Here is a 21,948-nt window from a genome sequence, read left to right as displayed (position 1 = left end):
CGCTGACCGGCTACTGATAGACGTGGCCCAAGGGACCAAGCCGACACCCGGCGGACCGTTGACCAGCGTCATCATCCCTGCAGCTGGATCGGGTACCCGACTCGGACTCGACCAGCCCAAGGCATTCGTCGACCTCGGCGGATCGACGATTCTCGAGCGTTGTGTCCATGGTGTCCTCGACGCTGACATCAACGCCGAGGTCGTCGTCGTCGTTCCCGCTGATCTCGTCGAGCACGCTGCTGCACTCGTTCCGTCGGCCGTCGTTGTGGCCGGTGGTGCTCACCGTTCCGAATCGGTGCGTGCCGGTATCGCGGTGAGTGGCAACGCCGACATCGTGCTCGTGCACGACGCCGCGCGCCCGTTCACACCTCCCCGCGTCTTCCGCGCAGTCGTCGACGCCGTGCTTGCCGGACATCGCGCTGTGGTGCCCGGCCTGCCGGTGGCCGACACACTCAAACGCGTCGACGGTTCTGGCCGGGTGCTCGACACCGTCGATCGCGAACCACTCCGCGCCATCCAGACGCCGCAGGGTTTCACCCGCGACGCGCTGATCGCGGCGCATGCAGACGACTCCGGCCTTGCCACAGACGACGCCGGACTCGCCGAGCGCATCGGTATCGACGTCCACGTCGTCGCGGGCGACCCGCTGGCCTTCAAGATCACCACGCCGTGGGACCTCCGCATCGCCCGTGATCTGGTGCAAGAGGTCGCACGATGACGCAGCGCACGGTGACAAGACGGTGCCTGATGAAACGACGCCCGATGACTTCAGGAGCAACTCGATGAGAGTCGGCATCGGTACCGACGCACATGCACTCGACCCGGCCGCTCCGTGTTGGATGGTCGGGCTCTTCTTTCCCGACACGCCCGGATGTGCGGGGCATTCCGACGGCGACGTCGGCGCGCACGCACTGTGCGACGCCGTGCTGTCGGCTGCAGGTCTCGGCGACCTCGGCTCGGTGTTCGGGACCGGAAGGCCCGAATGGGACGGGGTATCGGGCGTGACGATGCTCGCGCACGTGTCGCAACTCCTTGCCGACGACGGGTTGGTCGTGGTCAACGCCGCGGTTCAGGTGATCGGGAACACACCCAAGATCGGTCCGCGCCGTGTGGAGGCGCAGCAGGTTCTCGGTGACGCGCTCGGTGCTCCGGTCTCGGTCTCGGCGACGACAACCGACGGCCTCGGTATGACCGGCCGCGGCGAGGGTGTGGCCGCAGTGGCGACGGCGCTGGTGACCGAGGCGGGTCCGACGCCGGGCGACCGGTAGAATCGCACGTCGTGACCTTGCGCCTACATGACACCGCTGCTCGAGAGGTGCGCGACTTCGTGCCGCTGCACCCCGGCCGAGTGACGATCTATCTGTGTGGCGCAACCGTGCAGGGCGTTCCCCACATCGGTCATGTGCGCAGCGGCATCGCGTTCGACGTACTGCGCCGCTGGCTGGAGTACAAGGGCGACGACGTCCTGTTCGTCCGCAACGTCACCGACATCGACGACAAGATCCTGCGCAAGGCCGCCGAAGCGGAGCGGCCCTGGTGGGAGTGGGCCGCGACGCACGAGCGCGAGTTCTCGAAGGCGTATGACGCGCTCGGCGTGCAACCGCCGTCGGCCGAACCGCGTGCGACCGGTTTCGTGACGCAGATGGTCGAGTACATGGAGCGACTCATCGCGCGCGGACATGCCTACGCCTCGGACGGCAACGTCTACTTCGACGTCCGCAGCCTCCCCGATTACGGTGCGCTGTCGGGGCAGAAGCTCGACGACATGCATCAGGGCGAGAGTGCGGGCACCGGCAAACGCAACCCGCAGGACTTCACCCTATGGAAGGCCGCGAAACCGGGCGAGCCGTCGTGGCCGACGCCGTGGGGTCCTGGCCGGCCCGGCTGGCATCTCGAATGCTCGGCGATGGCGACGTCGTTGCTCGGACCTGAGTTCGACATCCATTGCGGTGGAATGGATTTGATCTTCCCTCACCACGAGAACGAGATCGCGCAGGCGCATGGCGCAGGCGACCCGTTCGCTCGGTACTGGCTGCACAACGGCTGGGTCACCATGGGTGGCGAGAAGATGAGCAAGTCGCTCGGCAACGTCGTGGCGATCCCGGCGATGCTGCAGCGGGTGCGGGCCGTCGAACTGCGCTATTACCTCGGTAGTGCGCACTACCGGTCGATGCTCGAGTACTCCGACGGCGCGCTCACCGAGGCTGCTGCGGGATATCGGCGTATCGAATCCTTTGTGGGACGGGTTGTTTCGCGCGTGGGCCAGGTCGCCGTGGGGCAGGTGCATCCCGACTTCGCCGCGGCGCTCGACGACGATCTCGGCGTGCCCGCCGCGTTGGCGACGATCCACAACGTCGTGCGCGAGGGCAACACCGCTCTCGAGGCGGGCGACGGTGCCGCGGCTGTTGCCGCCGCCGAATCCGTCCGCGCGATGATGGATGTGCTCGGCGTCGACCCTCTCGACGAGCATTGGTTGGAAGGTTCCGACGAGACCGATGCGATGTCGGCGCTCGATGTACTGGTGCATGCGGAACTCGGTCGGCGCGCACAGGCGCGTGCCGACAAGGACTGGGCGACGGCCGACGCTGTGCGAGATCGCATGTCGGAGGCCGGTATCGAGGTCACCGACACTCCCGACGGCCCCACCTGGGCGCTCAAGGGCAAGTAAGCAATTCAAGCGGACGGGACGACAACGATGGCCGGAAACTCCAAACGCCGTGGCGCAGTGCGCAAATCGGGCAGTAAGAAGGGGCAGACCGTCGGCTCCGGTGGGCAGCGTCGACGCGGACTCGAAGGCCGTGGCGCGACACCCAAGGCCGTCGACCGTCCCTACCATGCCGCGCACAAGAAGGCGAAGGCTACCGGGAAAAGCGTTGCGGGACGGCCGAATCCGCGTCGCAAAGACGACGGTCCGGAGTACGTGCTCGGCCGCAACCCGGTGCTGGAGTGTCTGCGCGCGGGCGTTCCCGCGACGGCCCTCTACATCGCGGTCAACAGCGAACCGGACGACCGCGTCGCCGAATCGGTGAAACTCGCGGCGGACAAGGGCATCGCGATCCTCGAGGTCGGCAAGCCGGAACTCGACCGCATGTCGGCGAACGGACTGCATCAGGGTGTCGCACTGCAGGTGCCCGAGTACCAGTACGCACATCCAGACGACCTGATGCGCGACGCCATGGAGTCGGGCACCCCGCCGCTGCTGGTGGCGCTCGACAACATCACCGACCCGCGCAATCTCGGCGCGGTGATCCGCTCGGTCGCCGCCTTCGGTGGGCACGGCGTGGTGATCCCGGCGCGCCGCAGCGCGAGTGTCACCGCGGTGGCGTGGCGGACCAGTGCCGGCGCAGCCGCGCGCCTACCGGTCGCGCAGGCACCGAACCTGACCCGCACGCTCAAGGAGTGGGCGGAGACCGGCGCGCAGATCGTCGGCCTCGACACCGAGGGCGACGTGACGCTCGACGACTACGACGGCACCGGGCCGACCGTGATCGTCGTCGGATCGGAGGGCAAAGGGTTGTCGCGGCTCGTGCGCGAGACGTGCGATTCGATCCTCTCGATCCCGATGGCAGGTGACGTCGAAAGCCTCAACGCGTCGGTCGCCGCGGGCGTGGTGCTCGCCGAGTTCGCGCGCCAGCGTCGTCAGCAGTAGCTCTGCCGACAGGCGTCCCATCGGACCTGTGTGACCGTGGTCGCCCGACGTTCGTTAGGTTGAGGCAATGACGCTGATCGACACCATCGTGACCACGACCGACGGGCTTGTCGGGGGTCTCAGGGGAAGACGCGCCCGACGCGGCACCATAAGTTGGAAGGGCATTCCGTTCGCGGCTCCGCCCGTCGGTGAGGGCCGTTTTCGCGACGCACAGCCGGTGGCGCCGTGGCCGGGTGTTCGCGACTGCACGGCATTCGGCAACGCCGCCATCCAGGAGCGTCGATTCACGGCGACGGGTCCGGGGCGCTACGTACCGACCAGCGAAGACTGCCTGACGCTCAACGTCTTCTCTCCCGAGGAGCAGTCGTCGACGCCGCGCCCGGTGATGGTCTTCATCCACGGCGGCGCATACATCCTCGGTACCGCGGCGACGCCGCTGTACGACGGCGCGGCGCTCGCACGCGCGCAGGACGTCGTCGTCGTGACTGTGCAGTACCGCTTCGGGGCATTCGGAATGCTCGATTTCAGTGACTATTCGACGCCGGAACGCACCTTCGACGAGAACCCGGGACTGTCGGACATGCTCGCCGCGCTTCGCTGGGTACAGCGCAACATCGCGGCATTCGGCGGCGACCCGGACAACACGACGGTGTTCGGCGAGAGTGCGGGCGGATCGGCGGTCTTGACGCTGCTCGCGACGCCGGAAGCCAAGGGTTTGTTCGCGCGCGCGATCGCCGAGAGTCCCGCGCCCGAACTCGTCGTGAGCAAGCCGAGCGCGACAACGTTCGCCGACGAGTTCCTGCGCCTGCTGCGTGACCCGGAGCGTCGCACCGGAGACCCCGACGATCGCGAAGAGCCGATCGACCCCGTCACCGCGCGTGAACTCCTCGACGGAGCGAGCCCCGAGCAGATCTTCCGGGCGAGCAATCGGCTGATGCGCTTCGCCGCCAGGGCGCAGACCCCGGAACCGGTACCGTTCGCGCCCGTCGCGGGCAGCGCGCTGCTGCCGAAACTACCGGTCGACGCGGCGCGAGCAGGCGAAACACACCCGGTTCCGCTGATCGTCGGCGGTAACCGGGACGAGGGCAAACTCTTCGAGAAGCTGTGGAACATGCTTCCCGACGCCGAGCGCATGCTCCTGCGCGTCGAGGACGAGGGTGCCCGCGAGCAGATCTCCGCGCTCTACGCGGGTCCGGGCGAACGGCTGCGACTGTCGGCCGACGCGACCTTCTGGGCGCCAGCGGTGGCCTTTGCCGACGGGCACAGTCGCGTCGCGCCTACCTATACCTATCGCTACGACTTCTTCACCAAGGTGCTCGGCAAGCTCGGCGTCGGAGCGACGCACGCGACCGAACTGTTCGCGGTGTTCGGTGCCTACCGCTCGGCTCTCGGAGCGCCGCTGAGCGTCGGGGATTGGCGTGCCGTGGCGCGTGTGACCGCCGACGTGCAGTCGAGGTGGGGAACCTTCGCGCGCACCGGCGTCCCCGGCGACGACTGGCCGCGCTACTTCGAGGACGACCGCGAGATCCTGGTCATCGACCGGACCGATCGCGTCGAAGCCGATCCCGACGGCGAACGCAGACTCGCATGGCATCGGGGGACCGGCCTGATCGTCGACGATGGCCCGATCGAGTCAGAGTTCGACGCTGCTCGGGGGATCTGACGCCAGGTAGGTCAGCACCAGTGGGTTGAACAGGTGCGGTGACTCCAACGGGAGGATATGGGTGCCGGGGAGAACGGCGAGCCGACCGTTGGGCAGGGTCGCCGCGAGGTCGACGGAGTGCTCGATACGAACGATGCCGCAGTCGGCCGCGATGACGAGGGTCGGGGCAGCCACCGCCGCGAAGTCGGTGCTCTCGAATTCCGGCTCGAAGCGCAGCATGGTGACCGTCTTGTCGAAGACGACGTCGGATTCCCCGCCGTCGTGTTCTCCGTCGTCGTGCAGAAAGCAGTCCCGAAGGCACGCGACGACCTTCTCGTCGCTCTCGTCGAGGCGGTCGGTCAGTGCGGAGACCGTGAGTCCGTGCCGGTTGACATAGCTACCCGTTGTCACGATCCGGGCCACGAGTTCGGGACGGCGTTGCGCGATCATCAGGGCGATGACGCCACCGTCGCTCCAGCCGACGATGTTCGCGGGGCCGCGCACGACATTTTCGAGATAGGCGATGACCTGGTCGGCCATCGACGCGAAACTGTAGGGACCGGGGCAGTCGGGGCTGTGGCCGTGACCGCTGCGCTCGGGTACGAACAGGCGAAGGCCCGCGTCGGTGAAGTCGCCGAACTGCGCACCCCAACTCGACGCCGACGAAAACGAGCCGTGCAGGAGCACGGTGGGCGGACCCATCGGGTCGCCACCTTGAAAATGCCACAGCAGATCCCCGTTGATGTCGATGTAGCTTCCACCGTCGGCGCGGTCGCCGACACTCGGTGATGCACTGCGGATATACGCGTCGATCATCCGCTCGATTCTCCGGCCAACCCTCCCAGGCGGCGACAACTGCCGTTGGACATGCGGCCCATGCTTCCAGAAGCCGTGGAGCCTGTGGACACGGAATGGACTCGAAACTGCAACGGCAGCACACATGCGGCAGGTCACCGTCCCAACGCTGACACGCTGATGTGTGTTCGCTGACAGTCGCATCTGCACAGCATTAACCTCAAACGTGCAAGTGCTTCCGGCCAGATGCATTGAGGCGATCGGTGGAGTTCCCGTCACGGGGGATTGGGTGTGCAGAGTGGGCATGTGCCGTCGGATTGTTGTGATCGCCGCGGCACTGTGTGCCGTGCTGGCGTTATCCGGAGTCGGCGACGCGTTGGCAGCGCAGGGCGACACACCACCTCCGCTGGGACTGCGATCGATCGGGGCGGCTCCCGACATCACCTTTGCGGGCCAGCAGGCCCAGGTCAGCGTCTCGATTCCAGTGCCACAGAACCTGACGCCGGACAAACTGCGCGGGTTCACCGACGTCCCGCCGTTCGTCACCGGCGGGACGGTCGACGTTCTGCAAGGTGACCGGGTGATCTCGCGGACGCCGATCAATCCGGCGCCGAACTCGCCGATCGAGTTGCCGCTGGCGGGTGTTCGTGTGACCCGCAACGCCGCCGATATCACGTTGCGGGCCTACCTGACCGTGAGCGGAATCTGCCAGTTCGACCCGGACAACGCGTTCCACATCCGCGACACGACGCTCTCCTTCACCGGGCGCGAGGCGATCCCGCGTAACGTCGCCGAATTCCTTCCCCCGATCCTGCGCAAGCTCACGATCTTCGTCCCGCAGAACCCGACGAGTGCAGAGGCGTCGGCGGCCGTCGGTCTGGCGACGTCCGTCGCGTCGAACTACGGCACCGCCGACTTCGACATCGACGTCGCATCACTGGGTGCGGGCTCGCTCGTGCCGAGCGGTCAACCGGATTCGCTCGAACGTCAGATCGTGATCAGCAGCGCGGCGCCCGCCGGGCTGAGCGTCGAGAATCAGAATGGCGCGGCCTATCTGGTGATCGGCGGTCAGGCCAACGAGCTGACCAACCAGGCGCGGGCTCTGACGTCGAGTCTGTCGCCGATCGCGCAGAGTTCCTCCGCGGTCGCCGGTCCGCTGCACGACGCGCCGCAGCTGACTCCCGAGGTGCAGACGCTGGCCGATCTGGGCATCAACGATCAGATCGTCACGTCGTCGGCATGGCCGTCGATCACGCTCGGGATCGACCAGACGCGCCTTGGCAGGCCGTCGCAGGACATCCGTGTGCAACTCATCGGATCGGCGACACCGGCGGCGAACGGGTCGTCGCCGGTGGTATCGGTACGGCTGGGCGATCGCGTCATCGCGACGATCAAGACCGATGACTCGGGTGCGTTCAACCAGTGGGTCGACCTGCCAAACGATGCGTTGAGCAGGTACAACGGGCTGGTCGTCACGCTCGAACGTGGCGACGTCAAAGAGGGCTGCGGCAACGGGGCCCGTGGGTCGCTGAGCGTCTCTGCGGCAGGCGAGATACGTAGCTCGCCCGCAGATCCGCCGATCCCCGCGGGGCTCGGATCGATGCCACAGTCACTGATGCCGCGCACGCAACTGGCATGGACCAAGGGCGACGTCCCCGACGTCGCGCGTGCGGTCTCGATCATGACGACGATGCAGCGGTTGTCCGCGGTGCCGCTCGGCGTCGACGTGGTCTCGATGTCCGACGCCGCGTCGTCGACACAGCCTGCGGTGCTGATCGCCGCTGACGGAGAGGGACTACCCGACGGCGTCGCGCTGCCGGTGACGCAGAAGTCGGGGACGGTCACCGTGCGCTCGTCCTCCGGCGCCGAATCGAAGGTGACGCTGAATCCGCAGGTGCAGTTCGGGTCGCTGCAGGTGACGCGGTCCGACGACCGCAGCATGCTGGTCGCGACCTCGACCAACGACGCCGGTGACCTCGACGATCTACTGCGCTGGTTCTCCGACAACGCCTCGAACGCGACTGGCGACGCCGCGCTGAAGATCTCGGGCCGCGATCCGATCACGGTCGACGCCGACGCCGGCGCCCACGACGAGACGTCGAACAGTCATCCGCTGGGGTGGCTCGTCGTCGTGGCGGTGATCCTGGGAGCGGTGATCCTGTTCCTGATCGTCGCCGCAGGACTCAAGCTGCTGCGGCGACGACACACCGGTGACGACAGCGCGCGATGACCGTCACCGAGGCACCCGCTGACTCCTCCGGCGCGTCGTCGGAGGAATCGCGGAGTGCGGGTAGGTCGATCGTCTCGCGGCTGCTCCTCAGATGGCTGCTGCTGGTCGCGGCGACGGTTGTCGCCTACTGGCACAACATCGGGCAGTGGTACCGCGAGATCTTCGTATACGAGTCGGATCTCAGTTACATCCTGGTGGTGCTGGTCCTTGTCGCCATGGCCGCGTACGGGGTCACGTTGCGCCGCCACGAGGAGCGGGCGATCCGCGATCGTCAGACCGACATCATCGTCGGTGTCATCGTGATGTTGCTGTCGTTCTGCTTCGACGGCGCGCTGACCAACCGGTTCACCGGTTCGCTGTATCTGCTGACGCACCTCGACATCCTCGGCCTGCTGACGTTCTTCTTCGGCGGTTCGATCCTGATGTTCGGGCTGCGGCCGACGATGCGCTACCACTGGGTGTGGTTGTTCGGGCTGGTGACGTTTCCGATTGTGTACCGGGTCGCGTTGCTGAGTATCGGTGGCAACGAGGTGTCCGCGGGTCTGGTGATGACGGTGTTCGGGGCGATGGCCGCGGCGATCGCGATCGGTCGTGATCGACGGTCGGCCCTGATCGGCTTCGTCGCGGCGGTCGTGCTCGGGGTCGTGATCGTCGCGGTTGTCTACGTACTGCATCCCGACGCCCCGCTGTTCGCGTTTCAGGCACTCCCCGCGGTTGGCAGCGTCTTCGTCGTCGGGTTGATCGCGTACCTGCATCGCCGGCGGCACACGACGTCGCGTCCGTTCGACCGCCCGCTGTACGAGCCGGGCGTCGAGACGGTCAAGGCCGGCGCGATCGCCGTGCTCGTGGTCAGTGCTGTGATCACGCTGCTGCTGCCGTTTCAGCGAGTGGTTGCTTCGCCGGTGACGACGATCGCGGGATTGTCGACCCAGGCACCGTTGGCGGTGCCACCCGAGTGGCGCCAGGATGGGCCGACGCTGCGCTACGACTTCGCCCACAACCTCTACGGGCGCGGTGCGCAGTTGGCGCGACAGAACCTGATCCAGCGATCCGGGGATATCGCATTCGACAAGGAGGCCCGCCCGCGCAAGGTGGTCGTCGATACGATCGAAACGCTTTACCCGCTGCAGTTCGACCTCTATCCGCAGATCTTCACCTACGACCTGTTCGGTGACCGCTTCTCGGACTCTGTCAATGTGATTCTGCCGCACGGTATCCCAGCAGTTCTCGAGGTGATCCTCGACGACAAGAGGTACCTCACCTACACCCTGCTCACCTGGCTATGGGGCAACGGTACGCACGCGCAGCAGGTGTCGGTGTGGTCGGTCGACAACCACGAGCCGAACGCCTACTTTCCCCAACCCGACCTGACGATCGCGTCTAATCTGCGTGCGCTGGTCGACATCACGCTGCGGGGCAATGCGGTGACCCGCGACGACCGCCCTGATTTCAAGGACCGGCAGCTGGTACTCGACGCCGGGCGCGACATCGTCAACGAACAACTGTCCGGCGTACGGCGGGAGGATCAGCCATGACCGAATCCGCGTCGGAGCAACCGACATTCGCCTCGCCTACCACCAAAGAAGAAGTCGACGAACTGCTTTCGGACGAGAAGTACCGCACTGCAGCTCTCGACGACGCGATCAACCGGCTGCGTCGCGAAGACCCGATGATGACCGCGTCTGTCGCGTTCAGTCGGACGCAGAAGATCATCGGTGCCGTCGTGGTCGCCGTCATCGTCGTCGGATTCGTGTTCTGGCCGGTCGGTACCGCGGCGACGCTGGTGTCGATCGCGACGGTGATCTACATCGTCTCGCTCATCGAGCGGCTCAACACATTTCGGCTGGGCCTGGTCAACGGTGCGATTCGGATCTCCGACGAGGCGGCGCGTGCGATCGCCGACGACGACCTGCCGAAGTACACCGTGCTGGTTCCCGCATACGGTGAGCCGGAGGTCGTCGGACAGTTGATCGAGGCGATGGAGTCGTTCGAATACCCGCAGGAGAAGCTGCAGGTATTGCTGCTGCTCGAGGAGGACGACGCCCCGACGATCGAGGCCGCTCACGCGGTCGACTCGTCGCCCATCATCACCTCGGTGCTCACACCGCCCGGCGATCCGCGGACCAAACCGAAAGCCTGCAACTACGGATTGCATTTCGCCACAGGCGATATCGTCACAATCTTCGACGCAGAGGATCATCCCGACCCGCTCCAGTTGCGCAGGGTGGTCGCGACGTTTCGTGAACTCGACGACGATTCCGTCATCTGCGTGCAGGGCAAGCTGAGCTTCTACAACGTCACCGACAACGTTCTCACGCAATGGTTCACCGCCGACTACGGCATCTGGTTCGGCTACCTGTTGCCGGGACTGATGGTCAGCAAGGCGACGATTCCGTTGGGCGGGACGTCGAATCACTTCCGCAAGGACATGCTCATCGAGCTCGGTGCGTGGGATCCGTTCAACGTCACCGAGGACGCCGATCTCGGGGTCCGCATCGCAGGCGAGGGTTACCGCACCGCTGTGCTCGACTCGGTCACGCTCGAAGAAGCAAATGTGGACGGCATCAACTGGATTCGTCAGCGGTCGCGTTGGTACAAGGGCTACATGCAGACGTGGCTCGTGCACATGCGCAGGCCGCGGCGCCTCTTCCACTTCATGGGTCTGCTCGGGATGATTCGGTTCACCCTGCTGATCGCAGGCACTCCCTTCATCGCGTGTATGAACATGATCTTCTGGCTCATCCTGATCGTGTGGATCGCCGGGCAGCCGGCGTTCGTCGCGCAGCTCTTCCCCGGGCCGATCTACTACCTGTCGCTGATCTCGTTCGTCATCGGTAACAGCGCGGCGATCTATATGACGCTCGTCGCGAATCGGGAGGACGACCGCGGCGAACTGCTCTGGTCGGGGCTCATCGTCCCGTTCTACTGGGTGATGATGAGCATCGCGGCGATCAAGGGCATGTGGCAGTTGCTGTTTCGGCCGTCGTACTGGGAGAAGACCGCCCACGGACTCACGTCCGACGCCAGTCCGTCTGACACGACCGACGCTTCCGGTGCTTCTGACACGTCGGCTTCGTCGGGTACGGGTTCGTCGGGTACGGCTCCGTCGACGCAGGCGGCTCAATGACCCGTCGATCCGTCGCGCTGTGGCTCGTCGTGTGGCTGGCCTACCTGTCTTTCGGCGTATACCTGGCCGTCGGCGTGCACGCCTACTTCGGCGACTCGTTGGCGCGCGTGCAAGCAGCGCAGAGCGTGCTGTTCAGTCGGGATCCGCACTTGGCCGCAATAGGATTCATCTTCACGCCGCTGACCGCGCTGGTGCAGCTACCGCTGACCGCGCTGTCGGTGTGGTGGCCGCAGATGACGACCGACGCGTTGTCGGCCGCGATCATGTCGTCGGCGTTCATGGCAGGCGCCGTGGTGCAGGTGTCGGGGGTGGCGCGCGATCGCGCACTGCCCCCGGCGATGACCGTCATCGTGACGCTCGTGTTCGCGCTCAACCCCATGATCGTCCTGTACGGGGCCAACGGAATGAGCGAAGCGCCGTACATCTTCTTTCTCGCGTGGGCAGTCCGACGGTTGATCCGGTGGGTCGACACCGACGACGTACACGAATTGATTGTCGCCGGAATCGCTCTCGGCCTCGCCTACCTCACGAGATACGACGGCGCGGTCGCAGCATTCGTCGCAGGGTGTTTTGTGGCATTCGTGACGTATCGACGTTCCGACAAAGCAGTCGGGCGCAGGCTGCGCGCGCAGCGGGCGCTGCTCGACGTCGTGCTCGTCGCGTCGCCGAGCCTGCTGGCGTTCATCGTCTGGGCAATCACGAGTTGGCTGATCACAGGCCAGGCGTTCGCGCAGTTCACCTCGCAGTACGGAAACACCGCGATCATCGATCAGTCGGGTGGCACGGGCAGCGCGACCGGCATTGAGGCACTGCGTTTCTCGATTACCGAACTACTCATCCTCGCGCCGCTGTACATCGTGCTGTTCGTTCTCGTCGCGTGGGTGCGTATTCGCCGACACCGGCTGTACCCGCTCGCGGTACCGGTCCTGATCATCGGTGCCGTTGTTGCGTTTCAGGTACTGAGCTACGTCCGCGGAACCACTTTCGGGTTCTTGCGCTTCTACATGACGATCATCTTGTTGGCCGCGGTGACCGCGCTGCTCGCCACCCCGGCGCGTCGCGTCGAACCGTATCGTCGACTCGGACCGCGAGCGTCACTGCCGCAAGCGAATCCACGCGCGGGACGAGGGTGGCGCTACGGTGTGATCGGCACCGTCGCGGTCCTCGCATTCGTGGTGGGACTCCCCGTCACCGCCGCCGGCATGACGTCGCCGACGTATGCGCCACAGGAGTTCGCATACCGCTCTGTCGTTGCGCCCAAACCCGATTCGACGGAAAAGCGCTACCTCGACGAAGCGCGAGTGCTGCGGTCGTTCTCCACGGAGCGGGCGCTCGCAGAGTACCTCGACTCGCTGCATCTGCCGGACGGCAGCGTGCTCACCGACACCGTCTACGGATTCGCCGTCGTCGTGCAGTCCCGACATCCGAAGCAGTTCGTGATTCCGTCGGATCAGGACTTCGACCAGATCTTGAACGAACCCGCTCGGTTCGGAGTGCGGTTCCTGCTCGCGGTGCCGCGAGCCGGCCGCGGGTCGTCGGACGCATTGAACATTCGATACCCCACGCTGTACGACAACGGCGATCAGATCTCAACACTCGTCCTCGAGGCCCGCAACCAGGGTGCCAACATGCCGAATTGGCGTGTGTACGAGGTGAATCCGCGGACGTCGTGAGGCCCGTGTCAGGAGATCTCGTGTGCAACGACCTGCCAGGCGGGGTCGTCGTAGCCGATGTCGAACGTGCAGTCGTCGAGCCGCGGGTCGGGGACGAATGCCCACAGCAGGGCACCCGCTACCCCGACCGAGCGTAGCGACTCGTACTTGCTGGTGAACTGGCGTGCGCGAGTGTCGAGCGGCAGACACGACCCGGCCTCGATCCCGATCTCGTTGACCATCAACGGTTTACCGAGACTCCTTGCCTGGGTAAGGCGCGCAGGGAGATTGCTGCCACCTGGTGCGATCGCGCCGCCAGCGCTGTAGTCGTGGTAGTCGAGAACGTCGAGGCCGTGGGATGCGGCGACGCGCGCGTAATCGCCTCCCGTGAGCCCACATTGGTCGCCCCCGACGAAGCCTGCGAAGATCGGGTGCTTGGAGTCGATGGCCCTGATGCGTTGGCCGATTTCGTCGAAGAACGTACGCAGAACCGCCGCGCCGTTCGCTGGACAGGTACGTGTCTGCCAGGCGCATCCCGTGGCTCCGCAGTTGCTCGCCTCGGGCTCTCCGACCGGCTCCCAGCCCGCGAGCGTCGGTTCGTCGTGCCAGCGTTTGATCGCAGTGGACAGCCAGTCGTCGAAGGTCATTGCCGCAGCGATTTCAGTTGTGCGCCAACCGCTCTGGTACCAGGAACGCTCTTTGAACTTCTCGTTCTCGCACGCGCCGGAGCTCCCGGTCAGCACCGGCAGGATCATCTGGTTGTGCCGCTTGGCTGCGGCGAAGACGGCGTCGAGCCGTGAAAAGTTGTTTCTGCCGGTCTTCTTGTCGACGATGAACGCCGAGTAGAGGTTGAATCGCGTTAGCGCACGCGGAGGGAGCTTGCCGAAGTACTCGTCGAGATCGACCTGGGCGCCGCATCCCACATTGATCGCCCAATCGGTGCCGAGCTGGTAGCTGTTGAAACCTGCGGGAAACCAGGTGCGTCCGTCGAGTGTGAGCCCGGTTTCTGTCGTCGCCACCCTGCCCGCGAAGTCGTGGTGCGCCGAAGGTGCCGCCGACTCGTCGTCGAGCGTTCTGGGAGCAGGTTGGCCGCACGCGGCGGCGATGACCATGACCAGCGCAGCGATCACGCAGAATCGGAGCGCGTGCCGGAAGGTCACGCCTCGAACCCTACTCCGCCGACTACCGTCGAAGCGGTGAGAACATTCCGGACGATGCGCGCCGCCGCGGTGCTCTCGTTGATGGTGGCGCTCGCTTTTGCACTGACTGGCTGCGGCGCGGACTCGACGTCGAGCGCGCCGACGTCCGCGTCGGCATCGAGTGTGTCGGGGCCTGGGGCCGAGTCGAGTGTGTCGGGTGCTGCGTCTGGCTCCGGGGCGCCGTCGGGTGCTGCGTCTGGGGCACCGTCGGCGGCTCCAGTCTTCGATCCGGCGCACCCGCCACCATACGTCGACCACGTCACGTGGGTCAGCACGGCCGTCGGGCCGAGCCTGCAGATCTATCCAACGCCCAACGGCCGCGCGAGCATCGCCGACGACGGCGCGCAGGTCGCCTGGCGCGAGGTGCTCGCGCTGGCCCCCGACGCCGACACCCCCGGCATGAACGCGCAGTTCGTATGCCACTGGAACTTCGCCCGCGCCGTCGACCCGAACAAACCGAGCTGGAACATCGAACCGCAGCGACCCGTCGTCGACGACTCGACGATGATCGCCACCCGCTGCAACCCCGGCGCTCCGGAGGAGTGAGGCGCGGCGCGTTCTGGCTCGGGTGGGCGTCTCGGCGGTGCGCGGGAAGTGGGGGAAGAGTCGTCGAGCGGCGCAGGAAGTGGGGGAAGGGTCGTCGAGCGGCGCAGAAAGTAGGGGAAGGAATCCTTCCTTGGGTTGTGTACGTTTCCTCGTGTTGCTGCTAGGGGAAGGGTGAACATCCCGCGGAAAGAACCCTTCCCCTACTTTCTGCCAGCGCCGCGGGCCGCAAGACCCGCCGACCACAGCCCCGCCCCGACCCCTACCCCGCGGCGGCGATGGCGCGGCGGGTCGTGTGTTCGCGGCGCGCGCCGATCTGGCGGCAGATCACGTAGATCACGAACGAGATCGTCGTGACGAACACCGAGACCGGGAGCTTGGGGGCCAGCGAGAGGATCAGCCCGCCGACGGCGGCGACCTCGGCGAAGATCACCGACAGCACCATCATCAGCGTGGGGTTGGCGGTGAGGCGGGCCGCGGCGGCGCCGGGGGTGATCATCAGCGACATCACCAGCAGCGCGCCGATGATCTGCACGCCCTGCGCGCAGGCGAGTCCCATCAGGATCGCGAAGATCACCGAAAGCGTGCGCATCGGAACGCCGTTCGCCTCGGCGACGCGCGGGTCCATCGACGCGAAGAGCAGCGGCCGGTAGATCACCGCGAGCACTGCGAGCACGACGACGGTGGTGACCGCGATCGCGGTCAGGCCTTGCACGCCGACGCTGACCACCTGGCCGGTCAGCAGCGCGAAGCCCGTGCCGATCCGACCGTAGAGGGCGAGGAACAGCACGCCGAGGCCAAGCCCGAACGCCATCACCACGCCGATGACCGAATCACGTTCTCGCGCTTTGTTTCCCAGATAGCCGAACACTCCGGCGGCCACGACGGCGCCGATGATCCCGCCGATGTTCACGCTGATGCCGGCAAGCAGTGCGGCGGCGGCGCCGGTCACCGACAGTTCGCTTGCGCCGTGCACCGCGAACGACATCTGTCGCACGACGATCAGCGGCGCCAGTACGCCGCCGAGTAGTCCGAGCAGTGCCAGCGCGAGCATGGCCTGCAGCACGAAGTCGTAGTGCAGCAGATCCGCTGTCACCGAGAAGTCCCAGAAGTCGCTCCAGTGCACGTCGGCGGCAAGCACCGTCTGCCCGGCGGCGAGGTCGGTTGGGGTCGAGCTGATCGTCATGTCGCCGGAAGCCCCTCGGGAGCGGTGCAGTGGTGTGCGTCCTCTTCACCGCCGACGACGAGCAGCCGACCGTTGACCCGCAACACCTCGACGTCGCTGCCGTACAGCTCCGACAGCGTCGCGGTGTTCATCACTTCTTCGGTGGTGCCGATGCGGAATCGGCCGCCGACGAGGTACAGCACGCGATCGACGTAGGGCAGCACGGGGTTGATCTCGTGCGTGACGAACACGACGGCTGTGCCCGCGTCGCGGCGTCGTTTGTCGATGAGTTCGACGACCCGCTCCTGGTTGGCCGGATCGAGGCTGGCCAGAGGTTCGTCGCAGAGCAGCAGTTCGGGATTGGTGGTCAGGGCTTGGGCGACGCGCAGCCGTTGCTGCTCGCCGCCGGACAGCAGGCCGACGGGGGCGTCGGCGTACTCGGTCGCGTCGACCTCGGCGAGCGCGGCGTCGACCTTCGCTCTACGCGCGCGACGCCCGCGGATGCCGAGACCCCAGCGCGCGCCGTCGACTCCGAATCCGACGAGGTCGCGACCGCGGATCGCCATCGAGTCGGCGTCGTCCGCGTGTTGCTGCGGGATGTATCCGACCTGGTCGGTGACCGTCAGCTCACCCGCCGACAACGGGTACTGATGCAGCAGTGTGCGTAGAAACGACGTCTTGCCCGAGCCGTTGGGGCCGAGCACCGCGACGAACTCGCCGGGCATGATGTCGAGATCGAGATCATCCCAGAGCACCCGCTCACCGAAGGCGAGTCGGGCGTGCCGGAACGATGCGACGGGTTCGCGACCGTCGGGATCAGACCCGCTCACGCCGGCAGTGCCGAGGCGAGCGCAGCGATCTGCTTCTGCTGCCAGTCGATGTAGCTGGTCTGGCCCGCGGGCAGTGTCTCGGTGAACTCCACAACAGGAACGTTGGCAGACTTCGCGATCGACAGCAACGCTTCGGTGACCGCGTCGACGGCCTGGGTGTTGTAGATGAACACCTGCACCTCACGCTTGCGGAGCAGATCCTCCATCGCGGCGCGGTCGGCGGCCGACGGCGACTGTCCCTCTTCGACGGCCGCGGTGAAGCCTTCCGGGGCAACATCGCGCAGGCCCGCCTCGGTGAGCAGGTACGCCGCGAGCGGCTCGGTCTGCGCGACCTTCGTGCCGTCGTGGGCCTTCTTGATATCGGCGAGCGATCCGCGCAGACCGTCGATCTTCTCGTTGAACGCCTTGGCGTTGTCGCGGTACGTGGTGGCGTTGGCATCGTCCTTCTCGGCGAGGTCGTCGGCGAGTTCGGTGGCCACCTGGCCGACGACGGGCAGGTTGTAGAAGACGTGCTCGTTGGTCTCACCGTGCGCGGAGTGGTCGGTGTCCTCGTGGTGGCCGGTCATCGTGTCGAAGGCGTTGATCACGGAGCCCTTGGTGTTCTGCGACGCCTTCTCCATGTACTCGTCGTAGTGTCCGCCGTTCATCAGCACCACATCGGCGTCGACGACCTTGGCGGAATCGGCCGCGGACGGCTCGAACTCGTGCGGATCGCCGGTCGGATCGTTGAACAACACCGTCACCGACGCTTTGTCGCCCGCAACCGCCGACGCGACGGCACCCCACACGTTGGTCGAGGTCACGACGGTCGGTTTGCCGTCGGAGCTGCCGGAGTCGCCGCCAGAACAACCGGCAAGTGTCAGTGCCCCGCCGACAGCAAGGGCCGTGGTCAGTGCCAGGACTGCGCGTTTCATCGTTCGCCTACCCGTTTCGCTAATGACAATCGTTACCGAAAGAAGTGTAGGTGATGATCGACGACGCCGCGCTGCGGGGTCAGTTCGCCCGCGTGACCAGCGTCGGCATGACGAATCGGCGCAGCAGTTCGCGTTCGGCGGCGGCGTCGACCTCCGGTGTGCTCAGCAGCGACACGATCACGCGGACGAGCCAGCCGGCGCGAACCGCGAGGTCGGCGTTGGTGGTATCGGGAACGATGCGGCGCAGGAAACCTGCCGCCACCGCGTCGATGGCGGGGGACAGCTGCGCGAGGTGTCCAGACGTCGCGGCCATGTCGGCGGTAAACCATTGGGACAGAGCTGGATTGGCGCGCACTCCGGCGATCGCCGCCTGTGTGGCGGTCAGGAGCTGCTCATCGGGCGCGGCGCCGTCGGGGATGGCAGAGTCGACGTCGCGCGCCACTGTGCGCGCTGCCCGCTCGACGTAGGCGGCCATCAACTCCTGCTTGCCGGGGAAGTGCCGATACAGCGTGGCGCGCGAACATCCCGCCGCATCGGCGATGTCGCGCATGGTCACCTCGCCGACACCGCGCGCGGCGAACAGTTCGGCGGCGGTGTCGAGGATGCGGGTCGCCGCGATCTGCGCGCGGTCGTCCGCGAGCCAGTCGGTTCGAGTCTCAGTCGCTCGTGTCCCGGTCATCGGCATCTCGGTCATCGGCATCTCGGTCATCGGGAGCCGTCCGCGTAGAACGGCACGTACGTGGGGCGTCGAACGTAGTTGCCAGGCGCGTAGGTGATGCCGTCGGGGTCGACGTCGAAGTCGGGGTGGCGGGCGAGCAGTTCGGTCAACGCGACCCTGGCCTGCATCCGCGCTGCCGCCGCGCCGAGACAGTGGTGGTGACCGTGGCTGAATGACAGGATGCGGCGAGGTCTGCGTTCGACGTCGAGGTGCTCGGCGTCGGGACCGAACACCGACTCGTCGCGGTTGGCCGCGGCGTAGCAGAGCAATACCTTGCGGCCCTGCGGCACGGTGACCGGTCCGTCGGGAGTGTCGGTGTAGGTGACAGAGCGCGTGGTGGTACGCGCGAGTCCCTGCACGGGCGAGGTCAGCCGCAGCAGTTCGTCGACGGCGTCGGCGATCAGGGCTTGGTCGTCCACGAGGCGTCGGCGCTGCTCGGGGTATGCGGCGAGAAGGTCGACGCTGCCGCCGAGCAGGCCGGTCGTCGTGTCGTTGCCGCCGGTGATCATGGTGAACACGAAGGCGAGAATCGACACCAGGCCCGCCGGATCGTCGGCGACGCCCGCGTCGACGAGCGCCGAGACCGTGTCGTCGCCGGGGTGCGCGCGGCGATGCTCGACCAGTTCACCGAAGTACGTGAGCAGTTCACTCGTGGCCGCCGCAGCTCCGCTGCCGTTCGACGCCGCAGTTTCGCTGCCATTCGACGCCGCAGCTCCGCTGCCATTCGACGCCGCGGGTTCCGAACCGGCAAGGGCGCCGACGATTGCTGCGGTCCAGTCGTCGAAGCGAGTCCAGTCCTCGTCGGGAACTCCGAGGTAGTGGGCGACGACCATGCTCGGCAGTGGTTTGAACAGCTCGCCGACGATGTCGGTGGGGCCGTCGCGGTCGAGGCGCTCGAGTCGTTCGACGACGAACTCGCGGACGCGCGGTTCGATCGACGTCACCTGCCGGGGCGTGAACCCGCGCGCGACGAGCGAGCGGAAGGCTGTGTGCTGCGGCGGGTCCTGCATGACCAGGGGAGGGTTGTCGGCGAGGCCGATCGCCTCCAGTTCGCCGTAGACCACGGTCAATCCCGCCGCCGAGGAGAAGGCGGGTGGGTCCGACGCCGCGGCGAAGACGTCCGCGTGCCGCGTGAGTACCCAGTAGTCGTCGGGGTTCCGCACGTCTCCTGAGTCGTGCGGGCTCTGGGCGTCGCCGCTCACGTGGTGAACGGGCGACTCATGTCGAAGACGCGCGTACATGCCGAACGGGTCGCGCCACGTATCGGCGGAGCGCAGTTCGAACGACACATTGCTGCGAGACACTTGCACTGACATGTCTCGACAGTGAGGCATTTGGTCGCAACTGTCAATGGCGTGTTCGCGGGGCAACGCACGTCATGAGACGCGCGGCCGCAGCCGTCTACCTGCGTTGTTCGGGTGTGCTGAGGATCGTCGACCGTCGGACCTTCTCTACAGTGGAGTAATGAGTTTCAGGGGGCCGCGGCGAGTCGCGCTCGTCTCGGTACACACCTCTCCGCTGGCGCAACCCGGTACGGGCGACGCCGGCGGCATGAATGTGTACGTGTGGCAGACCGCGCAGCGCCTCGCCCGACGCGGCGTCGAGGTGGAGATCTTCACCAGAGCGACGTCGTCGTCGGATGCGCCCATCGTTGAGGCCGCGCCCGGCGTCACGGTGCGCAACGTGGTCGCCGGACCGTTTGAAGGACTCGACAAACGCGATCTGCCGACGCAGTTGTGCGCGTTCACCGCCAGCGTGCTGCGGGCCGAGGCGCAGCAGCGCCCCGGCTACTACGACCTGATCCACTCGCACTACTGGTTGTCGGGGCAGGTCGGCTGGCTCGCGCGGGACCGCTGGGGGGTTCCGCTGGTGCACACCGCGCACACCCTTGCCGCTGTCAAGAATGCGTCACTTGCCGCGGGCGACACCGCGGAACCGATGCTGCGCGTGATCGGTGAACAGCAGGTTGTCGACGAGGCTGATCGTCTCGTCGCGAACACCGCGACCGAGGCGCATGAACTGGTCTCGATGTATCACGCCGATCCGGCGCGAATCGACATCGTCACGCCGGGAGCCGATCTCGATTGCTACACCCCTGGCTCGATGGAGCAGGCGCGCGCCGAACTCGGATTACCCTCTGAGGCAACGCTGTTGACGTTCGTCGGGCGTATCCAGCCGCTGAAGGCTCCCGACGTCTTGCTGCGCGCCGCGGCTCCGCTGATCGAACGGTCGCGGGGTGGGGATCGGCCCGTGCGGGTGCTCATCGTCGGCGGTCCGTCGGGTTCTGGTCTCGAAACACCTTCTGCGCTGGTTGATCTCGCCACGCAACTGGGTATCTCCGACGAGGTGATCTTCCTGTCGCCGCAGCCGTCCGCGAAGCTCGCGCAGGTGTATCGGGCGTCGGATGTGGTTGCGGTGCCCAGCTATTCGGAGTCGTTCGGCCTCGTCGCGATCGAAGCGCAGGCCTGCGGTACACCCGTGATCGCGGCGGATGTCGGTGGGCTGTCGGTCGCGGTCTCATCGGGACGCAGCGGCGTCCTGGTCAACGGCCACGCCATCGGCGACTGGACCAACGCGCTGGAGAAGATGATCGGTTCTCCGGACGAACTGGCCGCGATGCGTCGACACGCACGTGCGCACGCCGAGAACTTCTCCTGGGAACACACCGCAGATGCGTTGCAGGAGAGCTACTCCCGCGCGATGGCCTCGTTTGCCGCGGCGCCTGGCGCACGGGTGAGCCCGACCGGCGCCGCGCGGCGCGCGTCGAGACGGTGGCGGCGTCGTCATCGTGCGAATGTCTGATCCGAACATCCAACCGACCCAGCGTCGTCAGGAGTGATAGCGATGAGCCACATCGAGAATCTCGAACTGTTGGAGAAGTCGCTGACCGAGCGCGACATCCCCTACAGCCGAAAGAGCTCCGGCGGAGCACAGTCCGAACACGTCATCCTCGATCTGCCCGGAGAGAAGAAGCTCAAGACGACGGTCCTGCTGACCGCGGGTCCATACGGGGTGCGCGTCGAGGCGTTCGTCTGTCGTCACGCCGACGAGAATCACGAGGCGGTCTACCGCTATCTGCTCAAGCGCAATCGTCGGCTCTACGGTGTCGCCTACACCATCGACAACATCGGCGACATCTATCTGGTGGGTCGGATCTCGGTGGACGCGTTGACATCTGACGAGATCGACCGCGTGCTCGGACAGGTTCTCGAAGCCGCGGACGGCGACTTCAACACGCTCCTCGAGCTCGGGTTCGCGACGTCGATCCGCCGCGAATGGGCATGGCGTGTCTCGCGTGGAGAGTCGCTCCGCAATCTGCTCGCCTTCGAGCACCTCATCGACAAGGAATCGCTACCCGAGCCGGGGGAGCCGCTCGAAGGTCGCTACGAGCCCTCCTCGGTGGTCGACGCCGCGCAGGACGGTCCCGCGGGAGGCGCGCAGCTCGACGAGTGACGGTGCGCGAGCAGGCGGGATGCAGAGAGGG

General features: G+C 66.4%; 19 protein-coding genes. 12 read left to right on the top strand and 7 right to left on the bottom strand.

Going from position 1 to position 21,948, the window contains the following annotated elements; translation table 11 throughout:
* The first annotated feature begins 22 nt into the window (after positions 1-22).
* The 5 genes from ispD to ABW18_RS15320 all read left to right on the top strand — a co-directional run bounded on the left by ispD (position 23) and on the right by ABW18_RS15320 (position 5,312).
* Positions 23-718, top strand: coding sequence for a 2-C-methyl-D-erythritol 4-phosphate cytidylyltransferase (gene ispD, locus ABW18_RS15340; protein WP_049699869.1), 696 nt, complete (start codon positions 23-25; stop codon positions 716-718).
* A 64-nt stretch (positions 719-782) separates the two neighbouring features.
* Positions 783-1,268 carry a 2-C-methyl-D-erythritol 2,4-cyclodiphosphate synthase gene (ispF, locus tag ABW18_RS15335; protein WP_049699868.1) on the top strand — a complete coding sequence of 162 codons (486 nt, stop codon included), beginning with the start codon at positions 783-785 and terminating at the stop codon, positions 1,266-1,268.
* An 11-nt stretch (positions 1,269-1,279) separates the two neighbouring features.
* Complete coding sequence (gene cysS / locus ABW18_RS15330) at positions 1,280-2,668, top strand: cysteine--tRNA ligase (RefSeq protein WP_049699867.1); 1,389 nt, start codon at positions 1,280-1,282, stop codon at positions 2,666-2,668.
* Between the two features lie 27 nt (positions 2,669-2,695).
* Entirely contained in the window at positions 2,696-3,649 is a 954-nt protein-coding gene (gene rlmB / locus ABW18_RS15325) for a 23S rRNA (guanosine(2251)-2'-O)-methyltransferase RlmB (RefSeq protein ID WP_049699866.1), read from the top strand.
* A 67-nt stretch (positions 3,650-3,716) separates the two neighbouring features.
* Positions 3,717-5,312, top strand: a complete 1,596-nt coding sequence (locus tag ABW18_RS15320) for a carboxylesterase/lipase family protein (protein ID WP_049699865.1) — start codon at positions 3,717-3,719, stop codon at positions 5,310-5,312.
* Here the strand turns inward: ABW18_RS15320 and ABW18_RS15315 are convergent.
* On the bottom strand, positions 5,283-6,107 hold the full coding sequence (locus ABW18_RS15315; RefSeq protein WP_049699864.1) for an alpha/beta fold hydrolase: 825 nt from the start codon (positions 6,105-6,107) through the stop codon (positions 5,283-5,285). The genes ABW18_RS15320 and ABW18_RS15315 overlap by 30 nt on opposite strands.
* 283 nt (positions 6,108-6,390) lie before the next feature.
* Here ABW18_RS15315 and ABW18_RS15310 point away from each other — a divergent pair, with 283 nt between their 5' ends.
* From ABW18_RS15310 to ABW18_RS15295, 4 genes are read left to right on the top strand one after another with little or no spacing between them, the layout of a single operon-like run.
* Positions 6,391-8,316 carry a hypothetical protein gene (locus ABW18_RS15310; protein ID WP_049699863.1) on the top strand — a complete coding sequence of 642 codons (1,926 nt, stop codon included), beginning with the start codon at positions 6,391-6,393 and terminating at the stop codon, positions 8,314-8,316.
* Positions 8,313-9,851 (top strand): hypothetical protein, encoded by a 1,539-nt coding sequence (locus tag ABW18_RS15305; RefSeq protein WP_049699862.1) that lies wholly within the window; start codon positions 8,313-8,315, stop codon positions 9,849-9,851. Before ABW18_RS15310 ends, ABW18_RS15305 begins: the two co-directional genes overlap by 4 nt.
* A complete protein-coding gene (locus ABW18_RS15300; RefSeq protein WP_049699861.1) occupies positions 9,848-11,443 on the top strand; it encodes a glycosyltransferase in 1,596 nt (531 codons plus the stop codon). Before ABW18_RS15305 ends, ABW18_RS15300 begins: the two co-directional genes overlap by 4 nt.
* Positions 11,440-13,116 (top strand): ArnT family glycosyltransferase, encoded by a 1,677-nt coding sequence (locus tag ABW18_RS15295; protein WP_049699860.1) that lies wholly within the window; start codon positions 11,440-11,442, stop codon positions 13,114-13,116. The genes ABW18_RS15300 and ABW18_RS15295 overlap by 4 nt, the downstream gene beginning before the upstream one ends.
* A gap of 8 nt (positions 13,117-13,124) precedes the next feature.
* On the opposite strand, the gene ABW18_RS15290 is transcribed toward ABW18_RS15295, so the two are convergent.
* Complete coding sequence (locus tag ABW18_RS15290) at positions 13,125-14,255, bottom strand: beta-mannosidase (RefSeq protein WP_053117493.1); 1,131 nt, start codon at positions 14,253-14,255, stop codon at positions 13,125-13,127.
* Between the two features lie 36 nt (positions 14,256-14,291).
* Between ABW18_RS15290 and ABW18_RS15285 the strand changes: the two genes are divergently transcribed.
* Complete coding sequence (locus ABW18_RS15285; protein ID WP_420841305.1) at positions 14,292-14,840, top strand: DUF2599 domain-containing protein; 549 nt, start codon at positions 14,292-14,294, stop codon at positions 14,838-14,840.
* Positions 14,841-15,099: 259 nt separating this feature from the next.
* Here the strand turns inward: ABW18_RS15285 and ABW18_RS15280 are convergent, their stop codons facing one another.
* The 5 genes from ABW18_RS15280 to ABW18_RS15260 all read right to left on the bottom strand — a co-directional run bounded on the left by ABW18_RS15280 (position 15,100) and on the right by ABW18_RS15260 (position 19,780).
* Positions 15,100-16,023 (bottom strand): metal ABC transporter permease, encoded by a 924-nt coding sequence (locus ABW18_RS15280; protein WP_049699858.1) that lies wholly within the window; start codon positions 16,021-16,023, stop codon positions 15,100-15,102.
* Entirely contained in the window at positions 16,020-16,832 is an 813-nt protein-coding gene (locus ABW18_RS15275; protein ID WP_049699857.1) for a metal ABC transporter ATP-binding protein, read from the bottom strand. The genes ABW18_RS15280 and ABW18_RS15275 overlap by 4 nt, the downstream gene beginning before the upstream one ends.
* On the bottom strand, positions 16,829-17,746 hold the full coding sequence (locus tag ABW18_RS15270; RefSeq protein WP_049699856.1) for a metal ABC transporter solute-binding protein, Zn/Mn family: 918 nt from the start codon (positions 17,744-17,746) through the stop codon (positions 16,829-16,831). Before ABW18_RS15270 ends, ABW18_RS15275 begins: the two co-directional genes overlap by 4 nt.
* Before the next feature lie 79 nt (positions 17,747-17,825).
* Entirely contained in the window at positions 17,826-18,455 is a 630-nt protein-coding gene (locus ABW18_RS15265; RefSeq protein ID WP_235434407.1) for a TetR/AcrR family transcriptional regulator, read from the bottom strand.
* Complete coding sequence (locus ABW18_RS15260; protein ID WP_049699855.1) at positions 18,452-19,780, bottom strand: cytochrome P450; 1,329 nt, start codon at positions 19,778-19,780, stop codon at positions 18,452-18,454. Before ABW18_RS15260 ends, ABW18_RS15265 begins: the two co-directional genes overlap by 4 nt.
* 148 nt (positions 19,781-19,928) lie before the next feature.
* Between ABW18_RS15260 and mshA the strand changes: the two genes are divergently transcribed.
* Together mshA and ABW18_RS15250 are read left to right on the top strand one after the other, a co-directional pair.
* Positions 19,929-21,266, top strand: coding sequence for a D-inositol-3-phosphate glycosyltransferase (gene mshA / locus ABW18_RS15255; RefSeq protein ID WP_049699854.1), 1,338 nt, complete (start codon positions 19,929-19,931; stop codon positions 21,264-21,266).
* 42 nt (positions 21,267-21,308) lie between these two features.
* On the top strand, positions 21,309-21,917 hold the full coding sequence (locus ABW18_RS15250) for a type III secretion system chaperone family protein (RefSeq protein WP_049699853.1): 609 nt from the start codon (positions 21,309-21,311) through the stop codon (positions 21,915-21,917).
* Positions 21,918-21,948: the final 31 nt, after the last annotated feature.

It is taken from the genome of Gordonia jacobaea (assembly GCF_001186365.1).
In the GTDB taxonomy this organism is placed as follows: Bacteria; Actinomycetota; Actinomycetes; order Mycobacteriales; family Mycobacteriaceae; genus Gordonia; species Gordonia jacobaea.
Note: the sequence above shows the minus strand (reverse complement) of the source record. Positions and strands in the feature narration are given on the sequence as shown.

Bases quoted from the DNA above. Each gene is read 5' to 3' on its own strand.
- ispF (WP_049699868.1), top strand. From the start codon at position 783: ATGAGAGTCGGCATCGGTACCGACGCACATGCACTCGACCCGGCCGCT.
- rlmB (WP_049699866.1), top strand. From the start codon at position 2,696: ATGGCCGGAAACTCCAAACGCCGTGGCGCAGTGCGCAAATCGGGCAGT.
- ABW18_RS15320 (WP_049699865.1), top strand. From the start codon at position 3,717: ATGACGCTGATCGACACCATCGTGACCACGACCGACGGGCTTGTCGGG.
- ABW18_RS15315 (WP_049699864.1), bottom strand. From the start codon at position 6,107: ATGATCGACGCGTATATCCGCAGTGCATCACCGAGTGTCGGCGACCGC.
- ABW18_RS15310 (WP_049699863.1), top strand. From the start codon at position 6,391: ATGTGCCGTCGGATTGTTGTGATCGCCGCGGCACTGTGTGCCGTGCTG.
- ABW18_RS15305 (WP_049699862.1), top strand. From the start codon at position 8,313: ATGACCGTCACCGAGGCACCCGCTGACTCCTCCGGCGCGTCGTCGGAG.
- ABW18_RS15300 (WP_049699861.1), top strand. From the start codon at position 9,848: ATGACCGAATCCGCGTCGGAGCAACCGACATTCGCCTCGCCTACCACC.
- ABW18_RS15295 (WP_049699860.1), top strand. From the start codon at position 11,440: ATGACCCGTCGATCCGTCGCGCTGTGGCTCGTCGTGTGGCTGGCCTAC.
- ABW18_RS15280 (WP_049699858.1), bottom strand. From the start codon at position 16,023: ATGACGATCAGCTCGACCCCAACCGACCTCGCCGCCGGGCAGACGGTG.
- ABW18_RS15270 (WP_049699856.1), bottom strand. From the start codon at position 17,746: ATGAAACGCGCAGTCCTGGCACTGACCACGGCCCTTGCTGTCGGCGGG.
- ABW18_RS15265 (WP_235434407.1), bottom strand. From the start codon at position 18,455: ATGACCGAGATGCCGATGACCGAGATGCCGATGACCGGGACACGAGCG.
- ABW18_RS15260 (WP_049699855.1), bottom strand. From the start codon at position 19,780: ATGTCAGTGCAAGTGTCTCGCAGCAATGTGTCGTTCGAACTGCGCTCC.
- mshA (WP_049699854.1), top strand. From the start codon at position 19,929: ATGAGTTTCAGGGGGCCGCGGCGAGTCGCGCTCGTCTCGGTACACACC.
- ABW18_RS15250 (WP_049699853.1), top strand. From the start codon at position 21,309: ATGAGCCACATCGAGAATCTCGAACTGTTGGAGAAGTCGCTGACCGAG.